This is a genomic window from Bradyrhizobium manausense (genome assembly GCF_018129685.1).
Lineage (GTDB): Bacteria > Pseudomonadota > Alphaproteobacteria > Rhizobiales > Xanthobacteraceae > Bradyrhizobium > Bradyrhizobium manausense_D.
The window spans coordinates 232,790-254,520 of the sequence record NZ_JAFCLG010000007.1; the positions used below are offsets into that span (position 1 = coordinate 232,790).

Here is a 21,731-nt window from a genome sequence, read left to right on the forward strand (position 1 = left end):
GCGATTAAAGGCTTTGTCTCACGCCTTCGAGAAATCGTTGCTTCTCGCCGGGCGCATAACCCTGGGACGCTCCGTAATACGGTTCATCGGATTGATGATATGGTGTGACCCGGGAGCGTCTTGGTCGCTGAGGCAGCGCGTACGATCCAGTCTCGGAGCGTGCGGACGAACTCGATCCGATCGAGCCACGATGCCGTCGATTGTTCCCTTGGGCGCCAGCGTAATACGGGTTGACGACGCACATCTGACCGTTGGCCGATGCCCTGCATTGGTCCATGGTCGCGTAGCTGCATCGGTAGTAAGGGCTGAGACCCAATCCGACGACATACCTGCAAACGGGAAACGCCGGATCGTAGGTTTGAGCCCGGGCATGCTGCGCTGTCAGAGCGATCGCCATGGTCAAAACCGTCGAGAGCCACGTACGCATTGGAATGGTCTCCAGGCTGTTGCAACAGCGGCGCACCCGGGCCGCAGGCCGTATTGATCCAAATCAATGTTGAAGTGCCATCGGGCTCATGCAGGACGCGAGGCGGCGACAGTGATCTTCCCTGGGCGTCCTGCATCGCATCGATCCGAACCGATGACGATCCGCGACCAGCCGGACGCACGTCCCCATCGATCACTCGTGGCAACGGCCGGGCTCATCTTGTAGTTTAGGGCGGGTCGCGGGGAATCAGAGGGGCCATGACGCCGATTGCGTTCAGCTTGCGTGGAACGGGAACGAGCCTGCCGAGGAAAAAACTCAGCTCGGCCGCCCTTGATCGCGAGTTGGGAAAGCCGGACGGATGGCTCGAGGCCAATTGCGGCGTCAGGGAGCGGTTCGTTTGCGAGACCGAGACGCAGGAAGAGCTTGCGGCCAATGCCGCCCGGGACGCGCTCGCCGAGGCCGGCATCGCGGTGTCCGCGATCGACCTGCTGATTTTCGCCAGCGCCGTGCCCAAATATTCGATTCCCATCACGGCGCCGCTGATCGCACGGCATCTCGGCATTCCCGCCGGATCCTGCTTGACGTTCGACGTGAACTCGACCTGCCTCAGCTTTCTCTCGGGCTTCGACATGGCGACGCTGATGATCGCCGCCGGCCGCCATCGTTGCGCCCTCGTCGTCTCGTCCGAAATGGCCTCGCGGGCGCTACCCTGGCAGACCGATCCGGCCACGGCCGGCTTGTTTGGGGATGGTGCCGCCGCGGCCGTGCTGGTCCGGCCCGAGGCGGGCGATACAAGCCGTGTCAGCGCCGTCAGGTTCGAAGTTCACCATGAAGGTTATGAGGCCTGCTCGCTGGCGTCAGGCGGGACGGGGATCGACTTCGCGCGCGAGCCCGAGCGCTTTGCGGCGGGACGCTTCTTTCAGATGAATGGTCGCGACCTGTTCAAGCTGACCGCGAGCAGGTTTCCCGGCTTCGTCGACGAGCTGCTCGCGAGCGCGAGCTGGACGCGCGAGAGCGTCGATCTCGTCGTTCCGCACCAGGCCAGCCCCTTTGCACTGGCGCACCTGGTCAAGCGCTGCGGCTTTCCGCGCGACAAGGTCGTCGATATCGTCGCCACCTATGGCAACCAGGTCGCCGCGTCGATCCCGACCGCGCTCCATATCGCGCGGCAGCAGCAGCGCATCCGCCGGGGATCGCGTATCATCCTGCTCGGCACCTCCGCCGGCGTGTTGTTCGGCGGCATGGCGATCGAGATCTAGATGCCGCGAACATTGGTGACGGGAGCCGGTGGTTTTCTCGGGCGTCGCGTCGCCCGCCATCTGGCTGCGTGCGGCCATGAGGTGGTTGCGCTCGGCCGCTCCGCATCGCTGCGCGATGTCTTTCGCGGCGAATGCATCACCGTGCAGATCTGCGATCTCGTCGACGCCGCCGCGCTGTCCGCGATCGAGCTCCCGGACCTCGACGCCATCGTCCATTGCGCGGGCCTGTCGTCGAATTGGGGCCCGCGCCGCGATTTCGAGCGCAACAACGTCACCGCAACGGCCAATCTGCTGGCGCAGGCGCGGCAATGGGGCGCACCGCATGTCGTCTACGTATCGTCGTCCAGCGTCTACTTCCGTTTCCGCGACGGGCTGAATGTCGGGGAAGGATTGGCGTTGCCCGCTCCGGTCAATCACTATGCCTGGAGCAAGCTTGCTGCCGAACAACTGGTTCGCTCCGCATCCGGTCTTCCCTGGACCATTATTCGTCCGCGCGGAATCTACGGGGCAGGCGACAACGCCCTGCTGCCCCGCCTGTTGCGCGCGGCAAAGCGCGGGCCGTTGCCGTCGTTCAACGGCGGACGCGCGGTGATCGACCTCACCCATGTCGAGGACGTCGTGGCCGCGATTGCGCGCATCCTCGATGTCAGGGACAAGACGTCGGGGGCGACCTACAATGTTTCGGGCGGAGAGGCGGTTTCGATCCGTGACATCATCACCCGCAGCGCTGCACTGGCGAGCGTCGAGGTGCGTTGGCGCGAACTGCCCTGGCCTGTTGCGTTCACTGCAATCCGCGCGATCGAGGGCTTTCACAAGCTGTTCCGGCCGCAGGTCGAGCCTGTCGTGACGGCCTATTCGGCCGGATTGCTGGCGTTCAGCCAGACGCTCGACCTGTCGGCCATCCGCAACGACATTGGCTGGACGCCGACCGTCGACTTCACCGAAGGTTTGCGCCGGACGTTCGCGGGAGATCGGGCGGCATGAAGCTGTTCAACAGCGCTTATATCGATGTCTTCGCCGGCCTCATCATGCGCGGCGCGGGCTTGAGGCGCGCGCGGCTGTCGGTGCGCTACGGCCTGATCGAACTCGGCGGGCGCGGGCTCTGCCTCGTCGATACCGGCGTCGGACCTGAGGTGACGCAGGGGCCGCGCAGCGCCGCGTTGCGGCTCTATAGCGCGGTGCTCCGCCCGCAATTGAACGCCGAAGAGACCGTGGAAACGACGCTGCGCAATCTCGGCGTGGCTCCGGCCGATATCCGCCATGTCGTCGTCACGCATTTTCACGCCGACCACGTCTCGAGCCTTCGATTGTTCGGGAACGCCGCGTTCATCGCCTGGGGCGCTGCGGCGCGTGCGGTCATGGGCATGAGCCCAGCGGCGGCCCTGCACAACGGAATCTTCAAGGAATTGATCCCGCCTGATTTCATGCAGCGGCTGCTCCCGCTGGAGGGGCTGTCGCGCTTGCCGACCGGAACGGCGCTCGGTCAAGGCTACGATCTGTTCGGCGATGGGTCTTATCTTGCCGTGCCGCTGCCGGGCCATGCCTTCGGCCATTTTGGCATCTTCTGGCGCGAGGCGCCCGGCCCGGTGATCTACGCCGCCGATGCCGCATGGACGCACGAAGCGCTGATGCAGGACAAGACGCCCTGGCTCTCCAGCACCATCGTGTTTGACGATCGCGGCGCCGGCCGCGATAGCCAGCGCCTGCTCAGGGCGTTCGCAGAGCAGGGCGGCCAGGTTCGGCTCTGCCACGACGTCGAAGAGCCGTTGTCGTGACATCGCGATTGGCATTGGCGGTGGCTTATCTGCGCACGCGTCTGCTGCGGCGCTGGCTGACCAGCCGCAACAGGATCGAGCGATGGCAGCAGCCGCGCCTCGCGCGGCTCGTGCGGGATGCGACGCGGAAGGTTGCCTTCTATCGCGATTGCTCAGCCTTTCCGGACTTTCCTGTTGTCGGCAAGCGAGACGTCATGGCTCGCTTCGAAGATTTCAACCGGCTCGGGCTGACTGCGGCGCAGATCTGGACCATGATCGATCGTGGCGAGGCGCCCAAAGGCTACGATGTCGGTTGCAGCACCGGCACCAGCGGCAACCAGGGACTCTATCTCGTCTCGGACCGGGAGCGCTTCGTCTGGCTCGGCACCATCGTCGCAAAGGCCATTCCGCTGTCGTTGCGGCGACGGCATCGCGTCGCCATCGTGCTGCCGCGCTCGTCGCGGCTCTACGATGCCGCAAACGAATCCAAGCTGCTGAAACTTCGCTTCGTCGACCTTCGGCTCGGCCTTCAGGCGGCGGCCGAAGCACTCGTTGCCTTCAGGCCGACCGTCGTCGTCGGGCCGCCGAAGGCGCTGCGCTGGTTTGCGGAGAATGGCGTCGCGATTTCCCCCGACACGATGTTTTCGAGCGCCGAGGTACTCGATCCGCCCGATCGTGAAGCGATCGAACACCGCTTCGGCGTCACATTGCGGCAGATCTACATGGCGACGGAAGGCTTGTTCGGCGTGTCCTGCGAACATGGCACGCTGCATCTGGCGGAGGACGTCGTGCATTTCGAGTTCGAACCGATCTCCGGCAGCCCCGATCTCGTGGCGCCTGTCGTGACCGACTTCATGCGGCGCGCCCAGGTCATGGCGCGCTATCGCATGAACGACATCCTTCGCCTCGACCATAGGCGCTGTCCCTGCGGCTCGGCCTTGCAGGCTGTCGCGGAAGTGATCGGTCGTCGCGACGACGTCTTTCTGCTCCCCAACCGCGATCCGGCGTTGCGCGACGTCCTCGTGACTCCCGACGTCTTGCGTAACGTCGTGCTGGCGGCGGACCGGAGCATCGACGATTTTCGCATCCGGCAGACGGGCGAAAACCGCATCGACATCGTCCTGCCCCTTCACGTCAATATCTCCGCAGGCGAAGCCGCGCGCGCAGCGATACTGCGGGCATGCACGCAGCTCGAAGCGGATCCCGTCGTCGAGGTAGGCCGCGAGGCCTTGCAGCCGAGCACTGACGCAAAGCTTCGGCGCGTCGAAAATCGCTGGAGGCGGGACAGTTCATGAGGAAGACCGTCCTCGTCACCGGAGCCCGCGCGCCAGCCGCTTTGCATCTGGCGCGCATCTTTCATCACGCCGGGCATCGTGTCGTTCTTGCAGATACATTCCGTTTTCCGATGTCGCGGGCGACACGTATGAAGGATGTCTATGCGCAATTGCCGTCGCCGAGGCGGAATTTTGCCGGCTATGGCGCGGCCGTGGCGGCGCTTGTTGCGCGCGAAGCGCCCGACATCATCGTACCGACCTGTGAGGAGGTGTTTTTCCTGGCGGCGGTCCGCGACATCAGGGGCATCGACATCCCGCTGTTTGCGCCGCATTTCGATCGGCTTGCGAAGGTCCACAACAAGGCTGATTTCGCCGAGCTCGCGATGGGGCTCGGCGCCGATCCGCCACCGACCACGCGGATACGATCGCGTGAAGACCTCTGCCGCCTGCCGCAGCCAGGTGAACAACTTGTATTCAAGCCCGCATGGTCGCGGTTCGGATCGCGCGTGCTGATCCGACCCACGCGCCCCGTTCTCGACGCGCTCCTCCCGACCGCGGCCGATCCCTGGGTCGCCCAGGCCTATCTGCCGGGCGAGGAGATCAGCGCCTACGCAGTTGCCGTCGATGGTCGCCTCGCAGCGTTCCAGAGCTACAAGCCGACCTATCGTGTCGGCCACGGCGCAGGCGTCGCCTTCGTGCCATCGGAAGATCTCGTCGCGCGGCAATTTGCCGATAGACTGGTCGCGCGACTGAACTGGACCGGGCAAATCTCGTTCGATTTTCGCCGCGACGCGCAAGGCGCGCTTCACGTCATCGAATGCAATCCGCGTACGACGAGCGGCGTGCATTATTTCGGGCCCGCGGATGGCCTGGACAAAGCCATTCTCGAAGGACGCGCTGCACGCGGATCGTCGACTGCACCGATGACGCTTCCGTTGGCCATGCTGGCCTACGGCCTGCCTTACGCGATTCGCCATCGCGGTCTTGCGCGATGGCGGCGCGACTTCGCCGGGATGCAGGACATCTCCGCCTGGCCCTGCGATCGTGGCCTCCTGTTGTCGCAGCTGCGCGCACTTGGCGAGATCGCGGTCCGCGCATTGCGGAACCGCACGGGGCTGGTCGAGGCATCCGTGCGCGATATCGAATGGGACGGCGAACCGCTGGCGTGATGCTCACAATTCCATGGTGATCTCGAAGGGAGCATCCGCAACCGGCGGACGCTCGCCGCGCAGGATCGCTTCGATGCCGGACCGGAGCACGTCGAGCCTGTTGAGCACGGGCAGGGCGCCCGGCGGCTTGTTGTCCCGCGCAGCGTTCAGGATGCGTTGATCCTGGCGAAGCGCGATCGTGAACAGCGGCCTGAACAGCAGGGCCTTGATATATCCGAACCCGCCTTGCAGCGGTCCCGCCAGCACGCCGAAGCCGCGAACGTGATCGTCGTCCTCCTGGCGCAGATGGAAGGTCGTCGACAGATTGATGCGGTCGCGTCCCCAGAATTCGAGCTCGGCGATCCCGGGCGCGATGAAGCGACCGACGCTGATCGAGCGCTCGCCTTCGAGAAGCCGGCTGATCAAGCCTTCCTGCCGCGGCTCGCCTTCGTAGCGGGCTTCGACCCAGCCGTCTCCGCCCGTCACCGATACCCTGACCTTCCAGCGCCGGCTGCTCAGCCCGCGCAACAGGCCGCCATGGGTGAAGTGGGTGTGGGTGGCGTCCAGGATGTTCTCGGCGACGTCGAGGAGCGTCGAGCGTACCCGGTTCTCGACGACACGGCTCACAACGCCGGGCCCCGACAGCACGCCGGCATAGGGTTCGCCGCGCCGACGTCCCGGCGAAATGTAGATCAGTCCATTCTGCTCGCGCACGGCATGCGCGGGTACTGCGATGTTCGGCGTCTGCTCGAGCAGGCCCGGCATGCTGCGGCAGTGCCCGCCGCCGTCGAACCGCCAGCCGTGATACGGACACTCGATGGCGCCGTCGATCACCCGCCCCAGCGACAGCGGCGCGAAGCGATGCGGGCAGCGGTCGGTGAGGCAGTGCAAGCCGTCGCCCGATCGGAACAGGACGAATGGCTGGCCGCCGAGCAGCACGCGATGCGGCTTTGCGCCGACCTTGCGACTTAGCGCAACCGCGCACCAGGTCGAACGCCGATCGGTCATAATTCAAAGCTCCGCAGCACGGGGATGCCGACCCGTTGCAATATGGTCCGCACCAGCGATGCGGCCAATCGAGCTGTCGGCGCAAAGTGGGCGTTGTAGATGGCGGAATATTCCAGCGCCGCGACGCCACCTCTGTTGCGCTTGAACGAAGCGGCGCCGGCGCTCATGTTGAACAGCATTTTCCGCTCGCGCGCCCGCCTGAAGGCCAGCGCCATCAGCATGCGGTAGAGACCTGTCTCCCGAGGCAGGGTGGCGTCATAGCCGACGATCGGCGCGGTCATGGTGCGGCCGGCGTCGAAGAACGCGATCACGCCGGCGAGTTGCCCATCGGCCGCTCGCACGCCCTGGAATTCGAGGATGCCGCCGGCATGCGCGGCCTTCACGAACTCGGCGGTGTATTGCGGGTTCAGCCAAGTATACTTCTCGAGATAGAGATGCTGGTAGAGCATTCGTGCGCGTACGAAATCGTCGTCGCGAAATTCTGCCGATGCGACGATCGCGAGGCCGGAATCCTCCAGCAGCGCCCGGTCGCGCCTTTCGTCGCGCCCGAGCTTCGGCTCGGCGTCCCTGCAATCGAACAGGTAGATCTGCCGGGCCGGATACATCCGATAGCCGGCCCGGCGAAACGTCTGCATCGACTCGCGATCGCAAAAATCATTCAGGGAACGCCAGACTACGACGTGTCCGGGATGCTCCTGCGCGATCGCCTGCGTCGCCGCCCGCAGAGGTTCGAAGGTGACATCGGGAATCGGGTTGGTTGCAAGCAGCCAGTTGTTGACCTGCACCTGCCGGTCGAGCCCGGCGGCCCGGATCAGGGGATAGCCGAGCTTGAGAAGGCCATGCAGCATGGCATACAGCAGTCGGTGCCCGGAGAAGTGTCGCAGCTCATCGCGCGCATAGTCGACGTAGGCGACCGACGGGCAGCACAGATAGCAGGTCGGTTCGGACGCGCTGTTGACCGTGACAGGAAGCAGATGGCGATCGAGCTGGCGGAGGCCGACTTGGGTGCTGAGATTGCTGATCGCGTTTTCGGCCGGCGCCGACCTGAACAGCTCCCATAGCGCAAGTGCCTTCGCGGTGTTGTCGATCGGGTTCACCGAGTGGCCGGCCTTTCGGATGCGTGACGCCGGAGAATCAGGTCGGGCGGATCGTTTCAGCAGTTGCGGTGATGGTCAACGTCGGCAGCCCGCAACGCTTGGAGCCATTCGTGATCCGCGTGCTGATTGCATGTGGAGCGCCCAAGAGTTGTGGCTCGGCGCCCGTCCGGGGGAGCCGGACCTCTCCTGCGGGCATGCTGCATCGGCTTCTCTGGAGGTGGTCGTCGTCGTGAAATTCTGTCTCTATGGACAAGAATTTGTCTCCAAAGCTGCCGCCGGGCCTTTGGGGGCCATGGCTTTCTGCTTTCGGGAGTGACGATATGAGCGGTTTGGTGATCTCAGGCGGCCGGGTGGTGGATCCGGCGAGCGGAATGGACGCCGTCGGCGACGTGGCAGTGGTTGACGGCAAGATCGCCGCGGTCGGCTCCTCGCTTGGCGGCGCCGAGCGGGTCATCGATGCGACCGGGCTCGTGGTCGCGCCGGGCTTCATCGACCTGCACGCCCATGGCCAATCGATTCCCGCGGATCGCATGCAGGCCTTTGACGGCGTGACGACCACGCTCGACCTCGAGGCCGGAGTGCTGCCCGTCGGCTCCTGGTATGAGCGTCAGGCCAGGAAGGGCCGCGTGCTGAACTACGGGGCCGCCACCAACTGGGCCTTTGCGCGCATCGGCGCGATGACGGGCTCCAATGCGGAAAGCTCGCTCGAAGCATTCGGAAATGCGATGCGTGACCGCCGCTGGATGGACAATGTTGCAAGCGACGCCGAGGTTGCCGGCATCCTCGAGCGCCTGACCCGCGGCCTGAACGAAGGCGGCATCGGCATCGGTATCTTGAACGCTTATGCGCCCGGCGCCGGCGTGCAGGAGCTGACCGCGGTGTGCCAGCTCGCCGCGAAGCAGAACGTGCCGACCTTCACGCATGTCGCCTACATGTCGCGCATCGACCCCGAAAGCGCGGCGGAAGCCTATATCCGCCTGATCGGCTATGCCGGCGCCACCGGCGCGCATATGCACATCTGTCATTTCAATTCGTCGAGCAAGACCGACATCGAACGCTGCCGTATGCTGATCGAGAAGGCGCAGGCGCAGGGCCTGCCGATCACCGTCGAAGCCTACCCTTACGGCACCGGTTCGACCGTGCTGGCGGCCGCATTCTTCAGCGATCCCCAGTTCGTCGAACGCAACGGGACCGGTTACGATTCAGTCCAGCGCGTGACCGACGGCTATCGCTTCCACGACCGCGAAGAGCTCTTGAAGGCGCAGGCCGAGGAGCCGTCCTCGCTGGTGCTGTGGCACATCCTCGACACGGAGCACAACGCGCATCATCGCGACCTCCTCGACATGTCGGTGCTCTATCCGGGCGGCGCGATCGCATCCGACGCGATGCCGTGGACGACGTCGGACGGCAAGACGTACACCGGCGACGCCTGGCCGCTGCCTGACGATGCCACCTCGCATCCACGATCGGCGGGCTGTTTCACCAAATTCATCCGCGAATGGGTCCGCGAGCGCAAGACCGTGTCGCTGCTCGAGGGCGTGCGCAAATGCGCGTTGATCCCGGCGGAGATCCTTTCGCAGAGCACGCCGGCGATGCGCGCCAAGGGCAGGCTGGCGAAGGATGCCGATGCCGACATCGTCGTGTTCGACTACGAGAAGCTCTCGGACCGCGCGACCTTCACTGCGATGAACCGCGCCTCGGAGGGCGTGCGGCATCTCGTGGTCAGCGGCCAGCCGCTGATCACGGATGGCGTGCTGGATGTCGCTGCGCGGCCCGGAAAACCCGTGCGTCGCCCCGTCGTCGCGAGCTGACCCATGCCGGTCCCCATTCTCCTGGTCACAGGCTTTCTGGGGGCGGGCAAGACCACGGTCGTCAATCATCTGCTGGCGAATGCCGAGGGACGCCGGATTGCCGCCATTGTCAACGATTTCGGCGCGATCAACATCGATGCGGAGTTGATCGCGGGCGCGAGTGACGGCGTGGTCAGTCTCGCCAATGGCTGCATCTGCTGTTCGCTCGAAGGTGATCTCCTGCGCACGCTGTCAACGCTGCTGCGGCGCGATCCGAAGCCTGAGTACATCGTCATCGAGACCAGCGGGGTCGCCGATCCCTCGGATATCGTCCGCAATCTCATGGACCCGGTCATCCTCCGCGAGGCGCCGCTGGAGACGGTGCTCTGCGTGATGGACGCGGCGACACCGCCGGCCGCGCTCGATGACGCGCTCCAGCGCGCGCAGCTACGCGTCGCCGATATCGTGGCGTTGAGCAAGCTGGATCTGGCGGATGAGGGCGCAGGCGTGCGGATGCGCGAAGCCATCCGCGCGCAGCGCGTTCCTGCCGTGGTGGTCGATGCAAGGCACGGCGAGATTCCGTCCGCGCTGCTGTTTCCCGCGAGCGATCGCGCGCCCGTGCCGCGCGAACCGGGGCCGAAACGTCCGGCGGAACAGCGCTTCGAGACGTTGAGCTGGACCTCGGATCAGCCGCTCTCGCTGCCGCGCCTGCAGCAGGCGATTGGCAGGCTGGCGCCGAAACTGGCGCGCGCAAAGGGCTTGTTCGAAACAATCGAGCAGCCCGGACGTCAGATGGTGTTTCAGTTCGCCGGCGGCCGTGCCACGCTTGCGCCGGGCGATGCGCCTGCACCGGGTGTGCCGCGCGCGCGGATCGTCTTCATTGCCGAGCTCGGCGTGCTGTCCAAGGCCGAGATTGATGAGTTGATGGCAACGTGCGTTGCGGACAAGTAGCGGCGTTCGCAACAATTGCGACGGGAGTCGATTAAGCCGCGCGATGTTTCAATCCTCGACCGGCAGACCATCTCCGTGCACATACCATTCCGCGCGCGATGCCCACTGCACATGACGGTCGGGTGTCGCGCCCACCGGCTCGTCGAACGCGCCGGCGTGGATGATCGCCTCGCGGCCGCTGCGGGTCAGATGCGGCATCGGGCTGCCGCAGGTCTTGCAGAATGCGCTGGCAAAGCTCCTGGCATTCGGCAGATCGAACCGCGCGACCGATGCTTCGCCGCGCAGCCAGCGCAGAGCGCTCGCCTTGACGATCACCTCGCACGAATGCGCGGTGCCGGTTGCCTTGCGGCAGCGCGAGCAATGGCAGTTGAGGAAGCGATCGAACGGACCCTCGACTTCGAACGCCACCTCGCCGCACAGGCAGCTTCCCCGGAACGATGTCATTCCCCGTCCGGCTCCTCGACCGGCTTCTCCACCGCCTCTTCCACATGGACCCGGGTGGCGCCTTGCGTGCCGCGCAGCCGGATCATCGTGTCGATCACGTCGACGTCGATCCTGAGCATGTCGAGATCGCGCGTCATCTCGCGGACCTCCTGGCCCTTGCGAGCCAGTTCCTCGGAAACGTCAACGGCCATCTTGCGCTCGGTCACGTTGCCCTGCGTGTTCACAAACAGCTTGGCGCGCATCCATTCGAGCCGCGCCCGCTGGGTGTCGCGCTCGAACTTTTTCTCCGCGTAGCGCCGCCGCGCTTCCGCATAGGCGCCGACCAGCGCGGTTTCCGGCAGGCTGCACAATTGCTCGACCGACATGGTCATGCGGTTCAGGTCCTGGTTTCGGCTCGGCGGAGGGGTGCTCCGCGGCCTATCAGACCCTTCCGGCCAGCAATTCTCAAGAGGGTGTTGGCAAGTCCTGCGTGCTCACGCGAATTGCGCGATGCCGTGCCCGACGGACCAATTCTCGGCGGGGGCATCGAGCACGTTGACGAACACGTCCTCGGGGCGGATGCCCGGGCTGTCGCCGAGCAGCTCCGCGATCCGCCGGTACAGCGCCTTCTTCTGCTCGGAGGTGCGCGAGGCGAATACGGTGATCTGGATCAGCACCGCGTCGTCGCTGCGCTTGACGCCGTAGGCGTTGCCGCAGCGGAAGTTCGCAGGCGACAGCTCGCTGATGGTCATGAACTCGTCGCCATCAGGCACGTTCAGCGCCTCGCGCATGGCGCGGTAGAGTCCGTCGAGGATCGCTTGCCGGTAGGCGTCCGGCTTCCCGGCGCGCATGGAGATGTGAAGGAGAGGCATCAGCTGGTCCCTTGGCATGGGAGCCCGATCGGCGAGGCGCGTGCAAGCGCCGCCGTGGGGCCATTGACGAAACGGGGCATCAATCGCTAATCATTTTTGACACGGTGTCTAGAAACCACGTTCTTGACGTCGTGTCAAATATGGGAGGGTCGATTGAGGCCTCGCGAATTCGATCATGACAACGTCCTGCGCGTTGCGTTCGACCAGTTCTGGCGCAAGGGCGTGCGCGGCACCTCGTTGTCGGACATCGCGCGCGATGCCGGCGTCCAGCGCGGCAGTCTCTACAATGCCTTCGGCAGCAAGGAGGCGCTGTTTCTCGAGGCCTATGAGCGCTATGCCGGCGATTATCTCCTCGCCCTGCAAAAGGCGCTAAGCGCCGGTTCACTCCGCAAACGCCTCACCGCGTTCTTCGACCTCACCATCACCAACTTCCGATCGGGCTCGCCGCCGCGGGGCTGTCCGACGACGCGGGGCTTGATGGAGCTCGGCGCGGCAGAAGGCGAGGGGCTCGACGAGGACGCGCGCAAGGCTTTTGCGAGCCTCGTCTCACGCATCACTGCGCTGGTTCAGGATGCGTTGTCGGCTGGTGCCGAGCGCGGCGAGTTCGGCGGCAACCCGGCGGCAGCGGCGCTGCACATCATCACGGTGACGCGCGGCCTCGCCGTGCTCGAACGCGCCTTCGGTGACGAACCTCAATTGCGCAAGATCGCAGCCCACACGATTGATCTCGTGCTCGGCAGGGCGCGCGTTAACGGTCAGTAGACCGTCAGCGCGTTGACCGCGCGCGGAAGAGATTCTCTGCCACAATGCCGTCAGACGGTCGAACGCTGGTTCTTGACGCCAGATTGGGCCGGAGTCGTTCTGCCCTTCTCGCCGGTGTCGGGGAACCCGAATGCTTAAAGCTTTGCTAAGACGTTCGCGATAATCTTGCATATCACCATTGCCAATTCATGCGAGCACCGATGATTTTCTCCCGCATCAGTTTCAAGCTCGTCCTCATTGTCGGCATCGGCCTCCTCGGCATGATCGCGCTCGCGCCGATCGCGCTGTCGACACTGCGCAGCCAGATGATCGCCGACCGCCAGGCCAAGACGCAGCACATGGTCGATGTCGGCTACGGCATCCTCGCGCATTACCAGAAGCTCGAGAGCGACGGAAAACTCACGCGCGAACAGGCGCAGGCCGGCGCCATGGCCGAGATCAAGAGCCTTCGCTACGACAAGGTCGAGTATTTCTGGCTCAACGACATGACCCCCAGGATGATTATGCACCCGATCAAGCCCGAGCTTGACGGGAAGGATCTCGCGGGGATGAAGGATCCCACCGGGAACGCGCTGTTCCTCGGCTTCGTTGATGTCGTCAAGAAGCAGGGAGCGGGCTTCTACAGCTATCTCTGGCCGAAGCCGGGCTTCGAGCAGCCGGTCGGGAAGATCTCCTATGTGAAGGGCTTTGCGCCCTGGGGTTGGATCATCGGCACCGGCATCTATCTCGACGACGTCGACGCCGTCTTCCGCCAGGATGCGATGACGTTTGGCCTGGTGTGCCTGGCAGTGCTCGTGCTCGTGCTCGGTGCGTCCTTCGTGATCGGCCGCAGCGTGACCCGGCCGCTCGCAAAGATCACCGCGCTGACGGATCGTCTCGCCGCCGGCGACAGCGCGTTCGATGTTCCCTATACAAATCGCCGCGACGAGCTGGGCGGGCTCGCCAAGGCACTCGCCGTGTTCAAGGACAATGCGTCGGCCGTGGGACGAATGCATGCCGAGCAGCACGAGGCAAAGCAGCGGGCCGACGAGGAGAAGCGCAAGACCATGACCGATCTCGCCGGCAAGTTCGAGGCCAGCGTGCAGGCGGTCGTCCGCGACGTCTTCAACGAAGCGCGCGCGATGCAGCAAGCCGCGCAAGGCATGTCGGAGACCGCTGATAAGGCGACCGACCGCGCGAGCTTGGTCGCCACCGCTTGCCAGCAGGCCTCGAGCAACGTGCAGACCGTGGCTTCCGCTGCCGGGCAGCTGTCAGCCTCGATCACCGAAATCAGCCAGCGCGTGGCCCAGGCAGCAACGGTCGCCGACAAGGCGGCCGCCGACGGCCAGCGCACCAACGACACCGTGCAGGGGCTTGCCCAGGCGGCGCACAAGATCGGCGAGGTCATCGATCTCATCAACCAGATCGCCTCGCAGACCAACCTGCTCGCGCTCAATGCGACGATCGAGGCGGCGCGCGCCGGCGAGGCCGGCAAGGGCTTTGCCGTGGTCGCAAGCGAAGTGAAGTCGCTCGCGACCCAGACCGCGAAAGCGACCGACGAGATCGGCGCGCAGATCACCGCGATCCAGGCCGAGACCAACCAGGTCGTCGGCAACATCGAGAGCATCCGCAAGACCATCATGGAGGTCAACGAGATCTCGTCCTCGATCGCGGCCGCGGTCGAAGAGCAGGGTGCGGCGACGCAGGCGATAGCCCACAGCGTGCAGGAAGCAGCTTCCGGCACCGACCAGGTCTCACAAAACATTTCGGGCGTCTCCGACGCGACCGCCGAGACCGGCCAGGCCGCGGGCCTCGTGCTGCAATCGAGCGGCCGGCTGACCCAGAAGCTGCAATCGCTGGAGAACGAGGTCTCTGCCTTCGTTGCGGGCGTGCGGGCGGCCTAGTATAGCTGGCGGATGGCTTCGTCCTCCCGCCGCATCCTCTTGATCAATCCGAACAGCAACGCGGCGACCACCGCAATGATGGTCGCCATCGCCAGGTCTGCCGCCGCTGATGGTTTCGATATCATCGGCGCGACCGCAACGCGCGCGCCGCAAATGATCGTGTCGGCGGATGCACTGGAGGCTGCGGCGCGCGAGGTCGAGGAGATCGCGCGTGCGCATCAGCATTCCTGCGACGGCATCATCGTCTCGGCGTTCGGCGACCCCGGCCTTGAGGCGGTCAAAGCCGCAACGAAGCTTCCCGCCGTCGGCATCGGCGAGTCCTCGATGCTTGAGGCTGCCGCGAACGGTCGCCGTTTCGGCGTCGCGACCACGACGCCGCTGCTGAAGGCGAAGATCGACGCCTTGCCTGAAGTGCTGGGACTGCGGTCCCGCTACACCGGCCCCCGCTTTGCCGAAGGCGATCCGCAAGATTTGATGGCCGATCCGGCGCGGTTGCGCGCCGCGCTCACTGGCGCCATCGAGGCCTGCATCGCTCAGGATGGCGCCGAAGCCGTCATCATCGGAGGGGGCCCGCTCGGCGAGGCCGCGCGCGAGCTGCAACCGATGTTCTCCGTGTCTGTTATCGCACCGATCCCCTCGGCCGTGGCGCGGATCATGCGCCTCGTGGCGGCGTAGTTTTCCGCCTCGCGGCATCGGCCGTGATGCAGAAAACTGTTTTGCTTGACATGACCCTTGCCGTGCTCGACGTGTAACGAGGTCGGGCGATGGCACCCCAGCGTGCCGTCGCGCAAAGAACAAGCCGCACGGGAAGAGCGTCATGAGCGCAGGCCTCAACGAACAGAACGATCTCGCCACGGGCCGTGGGCGAAGGCTTGGCCCAACCAGCCTGCCGCAGTCTGAGTGAGTGAGACGATGCCGTTCAAGAAGCTCCTGATCGCCAATCGCGGCGAGATCGCCATCCGCATCGCGCGCGCCGCGGCCGACGCCGGCATCGCGACTGTGGCGATCCATCCTGCGGATGACGCGCTGTCGCTGCATGTGCGCGTGGCCGATGAGGCTGTCGAAATCCCCGGTCGCGGCGCGCGGGCCTATCTCGACATCGAGGCCGTGGTCAAGGCGGCCAAGACCGCCGGCTGCGATGCCGTGCATCCCGGCTATGGTTTCCTGAGCGAGAACGCGGCGTTCGCAAAAGCCTGCGCCGATGCGGGCATCACCTTCGTCGGGCCGAAGCCGGCGGCACTGGAACTGTTCGGCGACAAGGTCGCCGCGCGGCAATTGGCAAAACGCTGCGGCGTGCCTGTGATCGCCGGCACCAGCGGGCCGTCGTCGCTGGACGAGATCGCGGCGTTCTTCACGTCGCTCGGAGCCAATGCGGCGATCGTGATCAAGGCGATGGCCGGCGGCGGCGGGCGCGGCATGCGCGTCGTCGAGAACGCGGCTGATCTGGCGGAAGCCCATGCCCGCTGCCAGTCCGAGGCCAAGGCGGCGTTTGGCTTCGATGGTGTTTATGCCGAGCGGTTGATCCGGCAGGCGCGCCACATCGAGGTGCAGATCATCGGCGACCGTCACGGCGCGATCTCGCATCTGTGGGAGCGCGAATGCACCATCCAGCGCCGACATCAGAAGCTGATCGAAGTGGCGCCGAGCCCGTCGTTGAGTGACGGCTTGCGCGGCCGGATCATCGCGGCGGCGAAGCAGCTTGCGAGCGCGGCGTCTTACGACAACCTCGGCACCTTCGAATTTCTGGTCGATGGCACCGCCGAGGACAGCTTCGCTTTCATCGAGGCCAATCCACGGCTCCAGGTCGAGCACACCGTGACGGAAGAGGTGCTCGGGCTCGACCTCGTCCGGGCGCAGTTCGCGATTGCCGCGGGCAGTTCACTGGCCTCGCTCGGTTTGGCGCAAGGCGCGATCCCCAAGCCGCGCGGTTACGCCATGCAGCTCCGCGTCAACATGGAGACACTGGACGTGTCGGGCGCGACGCATCCGACCGGCGGCGTGCTCGCGGTGTTCGAACCGCCGTCAGGACCCGGCGTGCGCGTCGATAGTTTTGGCTATGCCGGCTACAAGACCAGCGCGGCCTTCGACTCGCTGCTCGCCAAGGTGATCGTGCACACGCCGGGCGAAGCCTGGCATGAGGTCGTGGCAAAGGCATCGCGGGCTCTGCGCGAATTCCGGATCGACGGCGTCGTCACCAATATCGCCTTTCTCCAGGCCGTGCTGGCGCACCCCGATTTCCGGATCAACCGCATCGCGACCGACTTCATCGATCGCAACATCGCAAAACTGGTCGAGGCGGCGGACGGCGCAGCCAAGCCTCTATACTTTGCTCCAACCGAGCACGGCGGCTCGCACGCGGCCGAGGCGCACGTTGCGCAAGCCGTGCCCGAAGGTGCGGTGATGGTTGCCGCGCCCTTGCAGGGCACCATCGTCACCATCCAGGTCAAGGAGGGCGAGATCGTCCGCCCGGGCCAGCAGCTCGCCGTGATCGAGTCCATGAAGATGGAGCACCTCGTCATGGCCGAGCAGGGTGGCCGGGTCATGAAGCTCGCGGCTGGCGACGGCGTCACGCTGCTGCATGGCGAGCCGATCCTCTATCTCGAACCGCTTGACGTTGCCGCCGACGCGTCAGCTGCGGAAGCCGATGTCGATCTCGACCACATCCGCCCTGACCTCGCCGAGCTGATCGCCCGCCAGGCCAATACGCTCGATGAAAACCGCCCCGCCGCCGTCGAGCGCCGCCGCAACACCAACCAGTGCACCGCGCGCGAGAACGTCGCCCAGCTGGTCGACGATGGCTCCTTCATGGAGTACGGCAGCCTTGCCATCGCTGCGCAGCGCCGCCGGCGCAAGCTGGACGATCTGATCAAGAACACGCCGGCCGACGGCCTCGTCATGGGCGTTGCCACCGTCAACGCCGAAAAGTTCGGCGCAGACGCCGCACGCTGCATCGTCGTGGCCTATGACTACACCGTGCTCGCTGGCACGCAGGGCCATATGAACCACAAGAAGATCGACCGCATGCTGACGCTGGCGGAAGACTGGCGCGTGCCACTGGTGTTTTATGCCGAAGGTGGCGGCGGCCGACCCGGTGATACCGATCGGCTCGGCATGACCGGTCTCGACGGCCCCTCCTTCGTGCAATTCGCAAGGCTCTCCGGCCTCGTGCCCGTGATAGGAATCGTCTCCGGCTATTGCTTCGCGGGCAACGCTGCGATGCTCGGCTGCTGCGATGTCATCATCGCCACCAGGAACGCCTCGATCGGCATGGGTGGCCCCGCGATGATCGAAGGCGGCGGCCTCGGCGTCTACCATCCGGCCGAAGTCGGCCCAGTGTCGTTCCAGTCGCCGAACGGCGTCATCGATATCCTGGTCGAGGACGAGGAAGAGGCGACATCGGTTGCGCAAAAGTATCTGTCCTATTTTCAGGGCGCGGTGACGGACTGGGAGGCTGCCGACCAGCGCCTGCTTCGCCGCGCCATCCCGGAGAACCGTCTGCGCGTCTACGACATCCGCAACGTGATCGATCTTCTCGCCGACAAGAACAGCGTGCTGGAGCTCCGCCGCGACTACGGCGTCGGCATGATCGCCGCGCTGATCCGCATCGAAGGCAAGCCGTTCGGCCTGATCGCCAACAATCCACGCCATCTCGGTGGCGCCATCGATGCCGATGCGGGCGACAAGGCCGCGCGCTTCCTTCAATTGTGCGATGCCTTCGACCTGCCGATCGTCTCGCTCTGCGATACGCCCGGCTTCATGGTCGGCCCGGAAGCCGAGAAAACCGCGATCGTGCGCCACGTCTCACGCATGTTCGTGACGGGAGCGAGCCTCACCGTGCCGCTGTTCGGACTAGTCTTGCGCAAGGGCTACGGCCTCGGCGCGCAGTCGATGATCGGCGGCGGCTTCCACGCCTCGTTCTTCACCGCGGCGTGGCCGACGGGCGAGTTCGGCGGCATGGGTCTCGAAGGCTATGTCCGGCTCGGCTTCCGCAAGGAGATGGAGGCGATCGCCGACCCCGAAGAGCGCGAGACCTACTATCGCAACAAGGTCGCCGAGCTCTACGCCAACGGCAAGGCGGTCTCGATCGCCTCGGTGTTCGAGATCGACAACGTGATCGACCCCGCCGAGACGCGGCGCTGGATCATGGCCGGCCTGCGATCGGTGCCGAAGCCGCCGGCGCGGACGGAGAAGAAGCGGCCGTGTATCGACACCTGGTGAGGGCCGTTAGGCGGTGACTGTCGTGACCTCGCTCGTCAGGCTCTTGGTGTAGGTGCTTAGCTGCTTGGCGTAGGCCGATGTGGCGGCGTCGCCAGATTGAGTCTTTTCGTCCTTGCTGGTTGGCATGCTGAGGTTGCCCCCGAGCAGCTTGCTGAGCTCCTCGGCGGCCTTGAGCAGGTTGTTCAGGGCGTCGCTACTGCTTTCGCCGTCGCCCGGAACGTGGCGGAGCTCGAACTTAGCGCCGTTGGGCAATTCGACATGAATGAAGTCGATGGGGACCCGCTTGCCTCCCTCGCTCGCACTTCCGCTCGTCGCGGAGCCGCTGCCGGTGCTTGCGGAAGGCTGCTGCGCGGACGAGGAGGCATCCGCCAGGGCGGTCAGCGTCGATTCGCTCAGCCGAGAGACTCCCGCGCGGGGCTGGTGGACGCTGGAAACAGCGTCGGCATCGGCGGACGAGGCGGTGTCCGGATCGCGGTTCTGATCCGGAATCAGGCCCTTAGCTCCGGCGTCCTCGCGCGTTCGGTTCGACCGGCCGGCCAGGCTTGAGAGCTGCGGGGCGAAGCTGCCGATACTGACGCTTATGATGACTCCTGTCGCACAACTGGCATTGCAAATTGTCCCTTTCGGGAGATCGAATTCGATGCAAGTTGCAGGCCATGCGATGATAGTCATAATTTCAAGGGCTTGCAGACGGCTTGTCGGTGCGCAGCTATGACAGTTCTTGCCTTCCGTAGGCAGTTTTTGCCCTCAGGCGCCGGAAGACGACCTTCGCCGACATCTGCGCTGCGCTACTCCGCTTATGTCATTCCGGGCGATGCGAGGCATCGCGTGCACTTCCCGGGGCGCGCCTGCGTGCGTCCCAGATGATAGCAAGCGCCCGCCGATTCCCGATTGACATCCCGGCCTGTGGTGCCAGACTTTGCACAATAATACAGGGTGGAGACGTCCGCGATGGCCAGCCTTTCGGCCTCGAACCATGTCGCCCGTGTTTTGTCCGTCGCCAGTCACGTGGCCGACGTCGATGCCTCTTCGCGGATTGCCAATTCCTGGCGGCGCTGCCTGATGAGCCACAAGCTCGACCCCGCCCGTCAGGGCCCGCCGCAGACGCTGACCGAAGCCGAGATCCGTCATGTCGCTGAGCCGATGGGGGAGACCATCCGGCTGCTGACGCCCGAGCTCGACGATCTCGCCCGCGTGCTGCGCGACGCCGGTTATTGCGTCAATCTCGCCGATGCCAACGCGACCGTGCTGTTCAGCCGTCTGCCTGGCGAGGCCGACGCGCGAATGTTCATGGACTGGAAGATCTACACCGGCTCGAATTTCGCCGAGAGGTCCGAGGGCACCAACGGCCTTGGAACCTGCCTCGCCGAGCAGAAGCCGATCCTGGTGCATCGCGACGAGCATTTTCGCGCGCAGTGGCACATGTTCTCCTGCGCGGTGGCGCCGCTATTCGATCAGGCCGGGCGGCTCGCCGGCGCGGTGAACATTACCTCTTGCCGCGAAGATCTCGAGCGCGCCGCGCATCAACTTGCGCTTGCGGTGACAATGGAGGCGACGCGGCGGATGGAGGGCCTGATCTTCCGCGATCACTTCCGCGATGCCTGGATCGCGACCGTACCGGGCGACGGCGGCAGCGGACTGCTCGCTTATGATGACGATCGCCGCATCGTCGGCGCCTGCCGCTCGGCGCGTGCCTTGCTGGGCCTCACCGACGGCTTGATCGCCTCGGGCATCGATCTGTCTCGCTACGTCAAGCTCGACCATTCGCGCAACGGCGATCAGCTTGTCGAGCTGCGCCGCGCAGATGGTCGCCCGCTGGGGCAGGGTCGTGTCGTTCCACCGCTGCGCGCAAAATCGTCGGCGCGACATCGCGATGCGCCTGTCGATCGCTTCGATGCGCTGCATCGGCTCGCCGGCCGCGATCCCGGCCTGGTCAAGAGCGTGAAGCGCTTAAGGAGTATCGGCGATCACAATCTGCCGGTGCTGCTGCATGGCGAGACCGGCGTCGGCAAGGACGTGTTCGCACGCGCCATTCACGCCGCGAGCAACCGCGCCCGCAACAACTATGTCGCGCTGAACTGCGCGGCGATGCCGGAGAGCCTGATCGACGCCGAGCTGTTCGGCTACGAGGCCGGCGCCTTCACCGGCGCGCGCCGTGACGGGTCGAAGGGCCTGATCGTGCAGGCCGACGGCGGCACGCTATTCCTCGACGAGATCGGGGACATGCCGATCGCGCTGCAGACGCGGCTTCTGCGCGTGCTGGAGAACCGCGAGGTCTGGCCGCTCGGCGCGCTTAAGCCGGTGCCGGTGGATATCAGATTGATCAGCGCCACCCACCGCGATCTCGGCCGCATGGCCGAGGACGGCGCCTTCCGCGCCGACCTCTATTTCCGCCTGCGCGGCATGGAGGTGCGGTTGCCGGCCTTGCGCGAGCGCGCGGACCGCGATGACATCATTGCCCAGATCGCGCGCGAGGAAGCGCCGAACTGCCGCCTCTCATCTGAGGCCTGGTCGTTACTCTCGGCCTATCCCTACCCCGGTAACATGCGCCAGCTCCGCCACGTGCTGCGGCTCGCCGGCTGCACGGCCGAGGATGGCGTCATCACCGATGCCGACCTCGACCTGCCGCCCTTTGGCGGGAGGTCGACAGAGATGGACGTCGCGTCAGCCGAGCGCGCCGCGATCATCGAGGCGCTCCGCAAGCATGGCGGCCGCGTCACCGAAGCAGCCCGCACGCTGAAGCTCAGCCGCGCGACACTGTATCGCAAGATCAAGGCGCTGAAGATCGGGACGGCGCAATAGTGTCTTCTGACGGAGATGAATGAGGAGCGAGCCGCGGGGCGAGGGAGCGTACCGTCAACGCCG

Annotated in this window: 19 protein-coding genes; 12 read left to right on the forward strand and 7 right to left on the reverse strand. The window is 65.4% G+C overall.

What is annotated here, in order from left to right; all coding sequences use genetic code 11:
- Nucleotides 1-4 precede the first annotated feature (4 nt).
- Nucleotides 5-427, reverse strand: a complete 423-nt coding sequence (locus JQ621_RS19340; protein WP_212236248.1) for a DUF3551 domain-containing protein — start codon at nucleotides 425-427, stop codon at nucleotides 5-7.
- 257 nt (nucleotides 428-684) lie between these two features.
- Between JQ621_RS19340 and JQ621_RS19345 the strand changes: the two genes are divergently transcribed.
- Genes JQ621_RS19345 through JQ621_RS19365 form a run of 5 tightly spaced genes read left to right on the forward strand, consistent with a single transcriptional unit; the run spans nucleotide 685 to nucleotide 5,883 of the window.
- Nucleotides 685-1,686: a 3-oxoacyl-[acyl-carrier-protein] synthase III C-terminal domain-containing protein gene (locus tag JQ621_RS19345; protein ID WP_212236249.1), complete on the forward strand. Its 1,002-nt coding sequence runs from the start codon at nucleotides 685-687 to the stop codon at nucleotides 1,684-1,686.
- On the forward strand, nucleotides 1,687-2,670 hold the full coding sequence (locus tag JQ621_RS19350) for an NAD-dependent epimerase/dehydratase family protein (RefSeq protein ID WP_212236250.1): 984 nt from the start codon (nucleotides 1,687-1,689) through the stop codon (nucleotides 2,668-2,670).
- Nucleotides 2,667-3,461 carry an MBL fold metallo-hydrolase gene (locus JQ621_RS19355; protein WP_212236251.1) on the forward strand — a complete coding sequence of 265 codons (795 nt, stop codon included), beginning with the start codon at nucleotides 2,667-2,669 and terminating at the stop codon, nucleotides 3,459-3,461. The genes JQ621_RS19350 and JQ621_RS19355 overlap by 4 nt, the downstream gene beginning before the upstream one ends.
- On the forward strand, nucleotides 3,458-4,735 hold the full coding sequence (locus JQ621_RS19360) for a F390 synthetase-related protein (RefSeq protein WP_212236252.1): 1,278 nt from the start codon (nucleotides 3,458-3,460) through the stop codon (nucleotides 4,733-4,735). Before JQ621_RS19355 ends, JQ621_RS19360 begins: the two co-directional genes overlap by 4 nt.
- On the forward strand, nucleotides 4,732-5,883 hold the full coding sequence (locus tag JQ621_RS19365; protein ID WP_212236253.1) for an ATP-grasp domain-containing protein: 1,152 nt from the start codon (nucleotides 4,732-4,734) through the stop codon (nucleotides 5,881-5,883). The genes JQ621_RS19360 and JQ621_RS19365 overlap by 4 nt, the downstream gene beginning before the upstream one ends.
- 3 nt (nucleotides 5,884-5,886) lie before the next feature.
- Here JQ621_RS19365 and JQ621_RS19370 read toward each other — a convergent pair whose 3' ends face one another.
- Both JQ621_RS19370 and JQ621_RS35880 read right to left on the reverse strand, forming a co-directional pair.
- Nucleotides 5,887-6,870 carry a Rieske 2Fe-2S domain-containing protein gene (locus JQ621_RS19370; protein WP_212236254.1) on the reverse strand — a complete coding sequence of 328 codons (984 nt, stop codon included), beginning with the start codon at nucleotides 6,868-6,870 and terminating at the stop codon, nucleotides 5,887-5,889.
- On the reverse strand, nucleotides 6,867-7,967 hold the full coding sequence (locus JQ621_RS35880; RefSeq protein ID WP_212236255.1) for a GNAT family N-acetyltransferase: 1,101 nt from the start codon (nucleotides 7,965-7,967) through the stop codon (nucleotides 6,867-6,869). Before JQ621_RS35880 ends, JQ621_RS19370 begins: the two co-directional genes overlap by 4 nt.
- A gap of 320 nt (nucleotides 7,968-8,287) precedes the next feature.
- Between JQ621_RS35880 and JQ621_RS19380 the strand changes: the two genes are divergently transcribed.
- Nucleotides 8,288-9,778: an amidohydrolase family protein gene (locus tag JQ621_RS19380; RefSeq protein WP_212236256.1), complete on the forward strand. Its 1,491-nt coding sequence runs from the start codon at nucleotides 8,288-8,290 to the stop codon at nucleotides 9,776-9,778.
- Between the two features lie 3 nt (nucleotides 9,779-9,781).
- A complete protein-coding gene (locus JQ621_RS19385) occupies nucleotides 9,782-10,708 on the forward strand; it encodes a CobW family GTP-binding protein (RefSeq protein ID WP_212236257.1) in 927 nt (308 codons plus the stop codon).
- A gap of 48 nt (nucleotides 10,709-10,756) precedes the next feature.
- Here JQ621_RS19385 and JQ621_RS19390 read toward each other — a convergent pair whose 3' ends face one another.
- The 3 genes from JQ621_RS19390 to JQ621_RS19400 all read right to left on the reverse strand — a co-directional run bounded on the left by JQ621_RS19390 (nucleotide 10,757) and on the right by JQ621_RS19400 (nucleotide 12,003).
- Nucleotides 10,757-11,152: a GFA family protein gene (locus JQ621_RS19390; RefSeq protein WP_212236258.1), complete on the reverse strand. Its 396-nt coding sequence runs from the start codon at nucleotides 11,150-11,152 to the stop codon at nucleotides 10,757-10,759.
- Entirely contained in the window at nucleotides 11,149-11,517 is a 369-nt protein-coding gene (locus tag JQ621_RS19395) for a hypothetical protein (protein ID WP_249125388.1), read from the reverse strand. The genes JQ621_RS19390 and JQ621_RS19395 overlap by 4 nt, the downstream gene beginning before the upstream one ends.
- Before the next feature lie 108 nt (nucleotides 11,518-11,625).
- Nucleotides 11,626-12,003, reverse strand: a complete 378-nt coding sequence (locus JQ621_RS19400) for a tautomerase family protein (RefSeq protein WP_212236260.1) — start codon at nucleotides 12,001-12,003, stop codon at nucleotides 11,626-11,628.
- A gap of 153 nt (nucleotides 12,004-12,156) precedes the next feature.
- On the opposite strand from JQ621_RS19400, the gene JQ621_RS19405 reads away from it, so the two are divergent.
- The 4 genes from JQ621_RS19405 (at nucleotide 12,157) to JQ621_RS19420 (ending at nucleotide 18,866) form a co-directional block, all read left to right on the forward strand.
- On the forward strand, nucleotides 12,157-12,765 hold the full coding sequence (locus tag JQ621_RS19405; RefSeq protein WP_212236261.1) for a TetR/AcrR family transcriptional regulator: 609 nt from the start codon (nucleotides 12,157-12,159) through the stop codon (nucleotides 12,763-12,765).
- Nucleotides 12,766-12,965: 200 nt separating this feature from the next.
- The gene (locus tag JQ621_RS19410) at nucleotides 12,966-14,648 is read left to right on the forward strand and encodes a methyl-accepting chemotaxis protein (RefSeq protein ID WP_212236262.1); all 1,683 of its coding nucleotides are present in this window, start codon (nucleotides 12,966-12,968) and stop codon (nucleotides 14,646-14,648) included.
- A gap of 12 nt (nucleotides 14,649-14,660) precedes the next feature.
- A complete protein-coding gene (locus JQ621_RS19415; RefSeq protein ID WP_212236263.1) occupies nucleotides 14,661-15,323 on the forward strand; it encodes an aspartate/glutamate racemase family protein in 663 nt (220 codons plus the stop codon).
- A gap of 237 nt (nucleotides 15,324-15,560) precedes the next feature.
- Entirely contained in the window at nucleotides 15,561-18,866 is a 3,306-nt protein-coding gene (locus JQ621_RS19420) for an acetyl-CoA carboxylase family protein (RefSeq protein WP_212236264.1), read from the forward strand.
- A 6-nt stretch (nucleotides 18,867-18,872) separates the two neighbouring features.
- On the opposite strand, the gene JQ621_RS19425 is transcribed toward JQ621_RS19420, so the two are convergent.
- A complete protein-coding gene (locus tag JQ621_RS19425; RefSeq protein ID WP_212236265.1) occupies nucleotides 18,873-19,538 on the reverse strand; it encodes a hypothetical protein in 666 nt (221 codons plus the stop codon).
- Between the two features lie 279 nt (nucleotides 19,539-19,817).
- Here JQ621_RS19425 and JQ621_RS19430 point away from each other — a divergent pair, with 279 nt between their 5' ends.
- Nucleotides 19,818-21,668: a sigma-54-dependent Fis family transcriptional regulator gene (locus JQ621_RS19430; protein WP_212236266.1), complete on the forward strand. Its 1,851-nt coding sequence runs from the start codon at nucleotides 19,818-19,820 to the stop codon at nucleotides 21,666-21,668.
- Nucleotides 21,669-21,731: the final 63 nt, after the last annotated feature.

Coding starts and splice junctions, on each gene's coding strand:
- JQ621_RS19410 (WP_212236262.1), top strand. CDS start 12,966: ATGATTTTCTCCCGCATCAGTTTCAAGCTCGTCCTCATTGTCGGCATC.
- JQ621_RS19365 (WP_212236253.1), top strand. CDS start 4,732: ATGAGGAAGACCGTCCTCGTCACCGGAGCCCGCGCGCCAGCCGCTTTG.
- JQ621_RS19415 (WP_212236263.1), top strand. CDS start 14,661: ATGGCTTCGTCCTCCCGCCGCATCCTCTTGATCAATCCGAACAGCAAC.
- JQ621_RS19420 (WP_212236264.1), top strand. CDS start 15,561: ATGCCGTTCAAGAAGCTCCTGATCGCCAATCGCGGCGAGATCGCCATC.
- JQ621_RS19345 (WP_212236249.1), top strand. CDS start 685: ATGACGCCGATTGCGTTCAGCTTGCGTGGAACGGGAACGAGCCTGCCG.
- JQ621_RS19355 (WP_212236251.1), top strand. CDS start 2,667: ATGAAGCTGTTCAACAGCGCTTATATCGATGTCTTCGCCGGCCTCATC.
- JQ621_RS19400 (WP_212236260.1), bottom strand. CDS start 12,003: ATGCCTCTCCTTCACATCTCCATGCGCGCCGGGAAGCCGGACGCCTAC.
- JQ621_RS19425 (WP_212236265.1), bottom strand. CDS start 19,538: ATGACTATCATCGCATGGCCTGCAACTTGCATCGAATTCGATCTCCCG.
- JQ621_RS19395 (WP_249125388.1), bottom strand. CDS start 11,517: ATGTCGGTCGAGCAATTGTGCAGCCTGCCGGAAACCGCGCTGGTCGGC.
- JQ621_RS19370 (WP_212236254.1), bottom strand. CDS start 6,870: ATGACCGATCGGCGTTCGACCTGGTGCGCGGTTGCGCTAAGTCGCAAG.
- JQ621_RS19385 (WP_212236257.1), top strand. CDS start 9,782: ATGCCGGTCCCCATTCTCCTGGTCACAGGCTTTCTGGGGGCGGGCAAG.
- JQ621_RS19350 (WP_212236250.1), top strand. CDS start 1,687: ATGCCGCGAACATTGGTGACGGGAGCCGGTGGTTTTCTCGGGCGTCGC.
- JQ621_RS19430 (WP_212236266.1), top strand. CDS start 19,818: ATGGCCAGCCTTTCGGCCTCGAACCATGTCGCCCGTGTTTTGTCCGTC.
- JQ621_RS19390 (WP_212236258.1), bottom strand. CDS start 11,152: ATGACATCGTTCCGGGGAAGCTGCCTGTGCGGCGAGGTGGCGTTCGAA.
- JQ621_RS19380 (WP_212236256.1), top strand. CDS start 8,288: ATGAGCGGTTTGGTGATCTCAGGCGGCCGGGTGGTGGATCCGGCGAGC.
- JQ621_RS19340 (WP_212236248.1), bottom strand. CDS start 427: ATGCGTACGTGGCTCTCGACGGTTTTGACCATGGCGATCGCTCTGACA.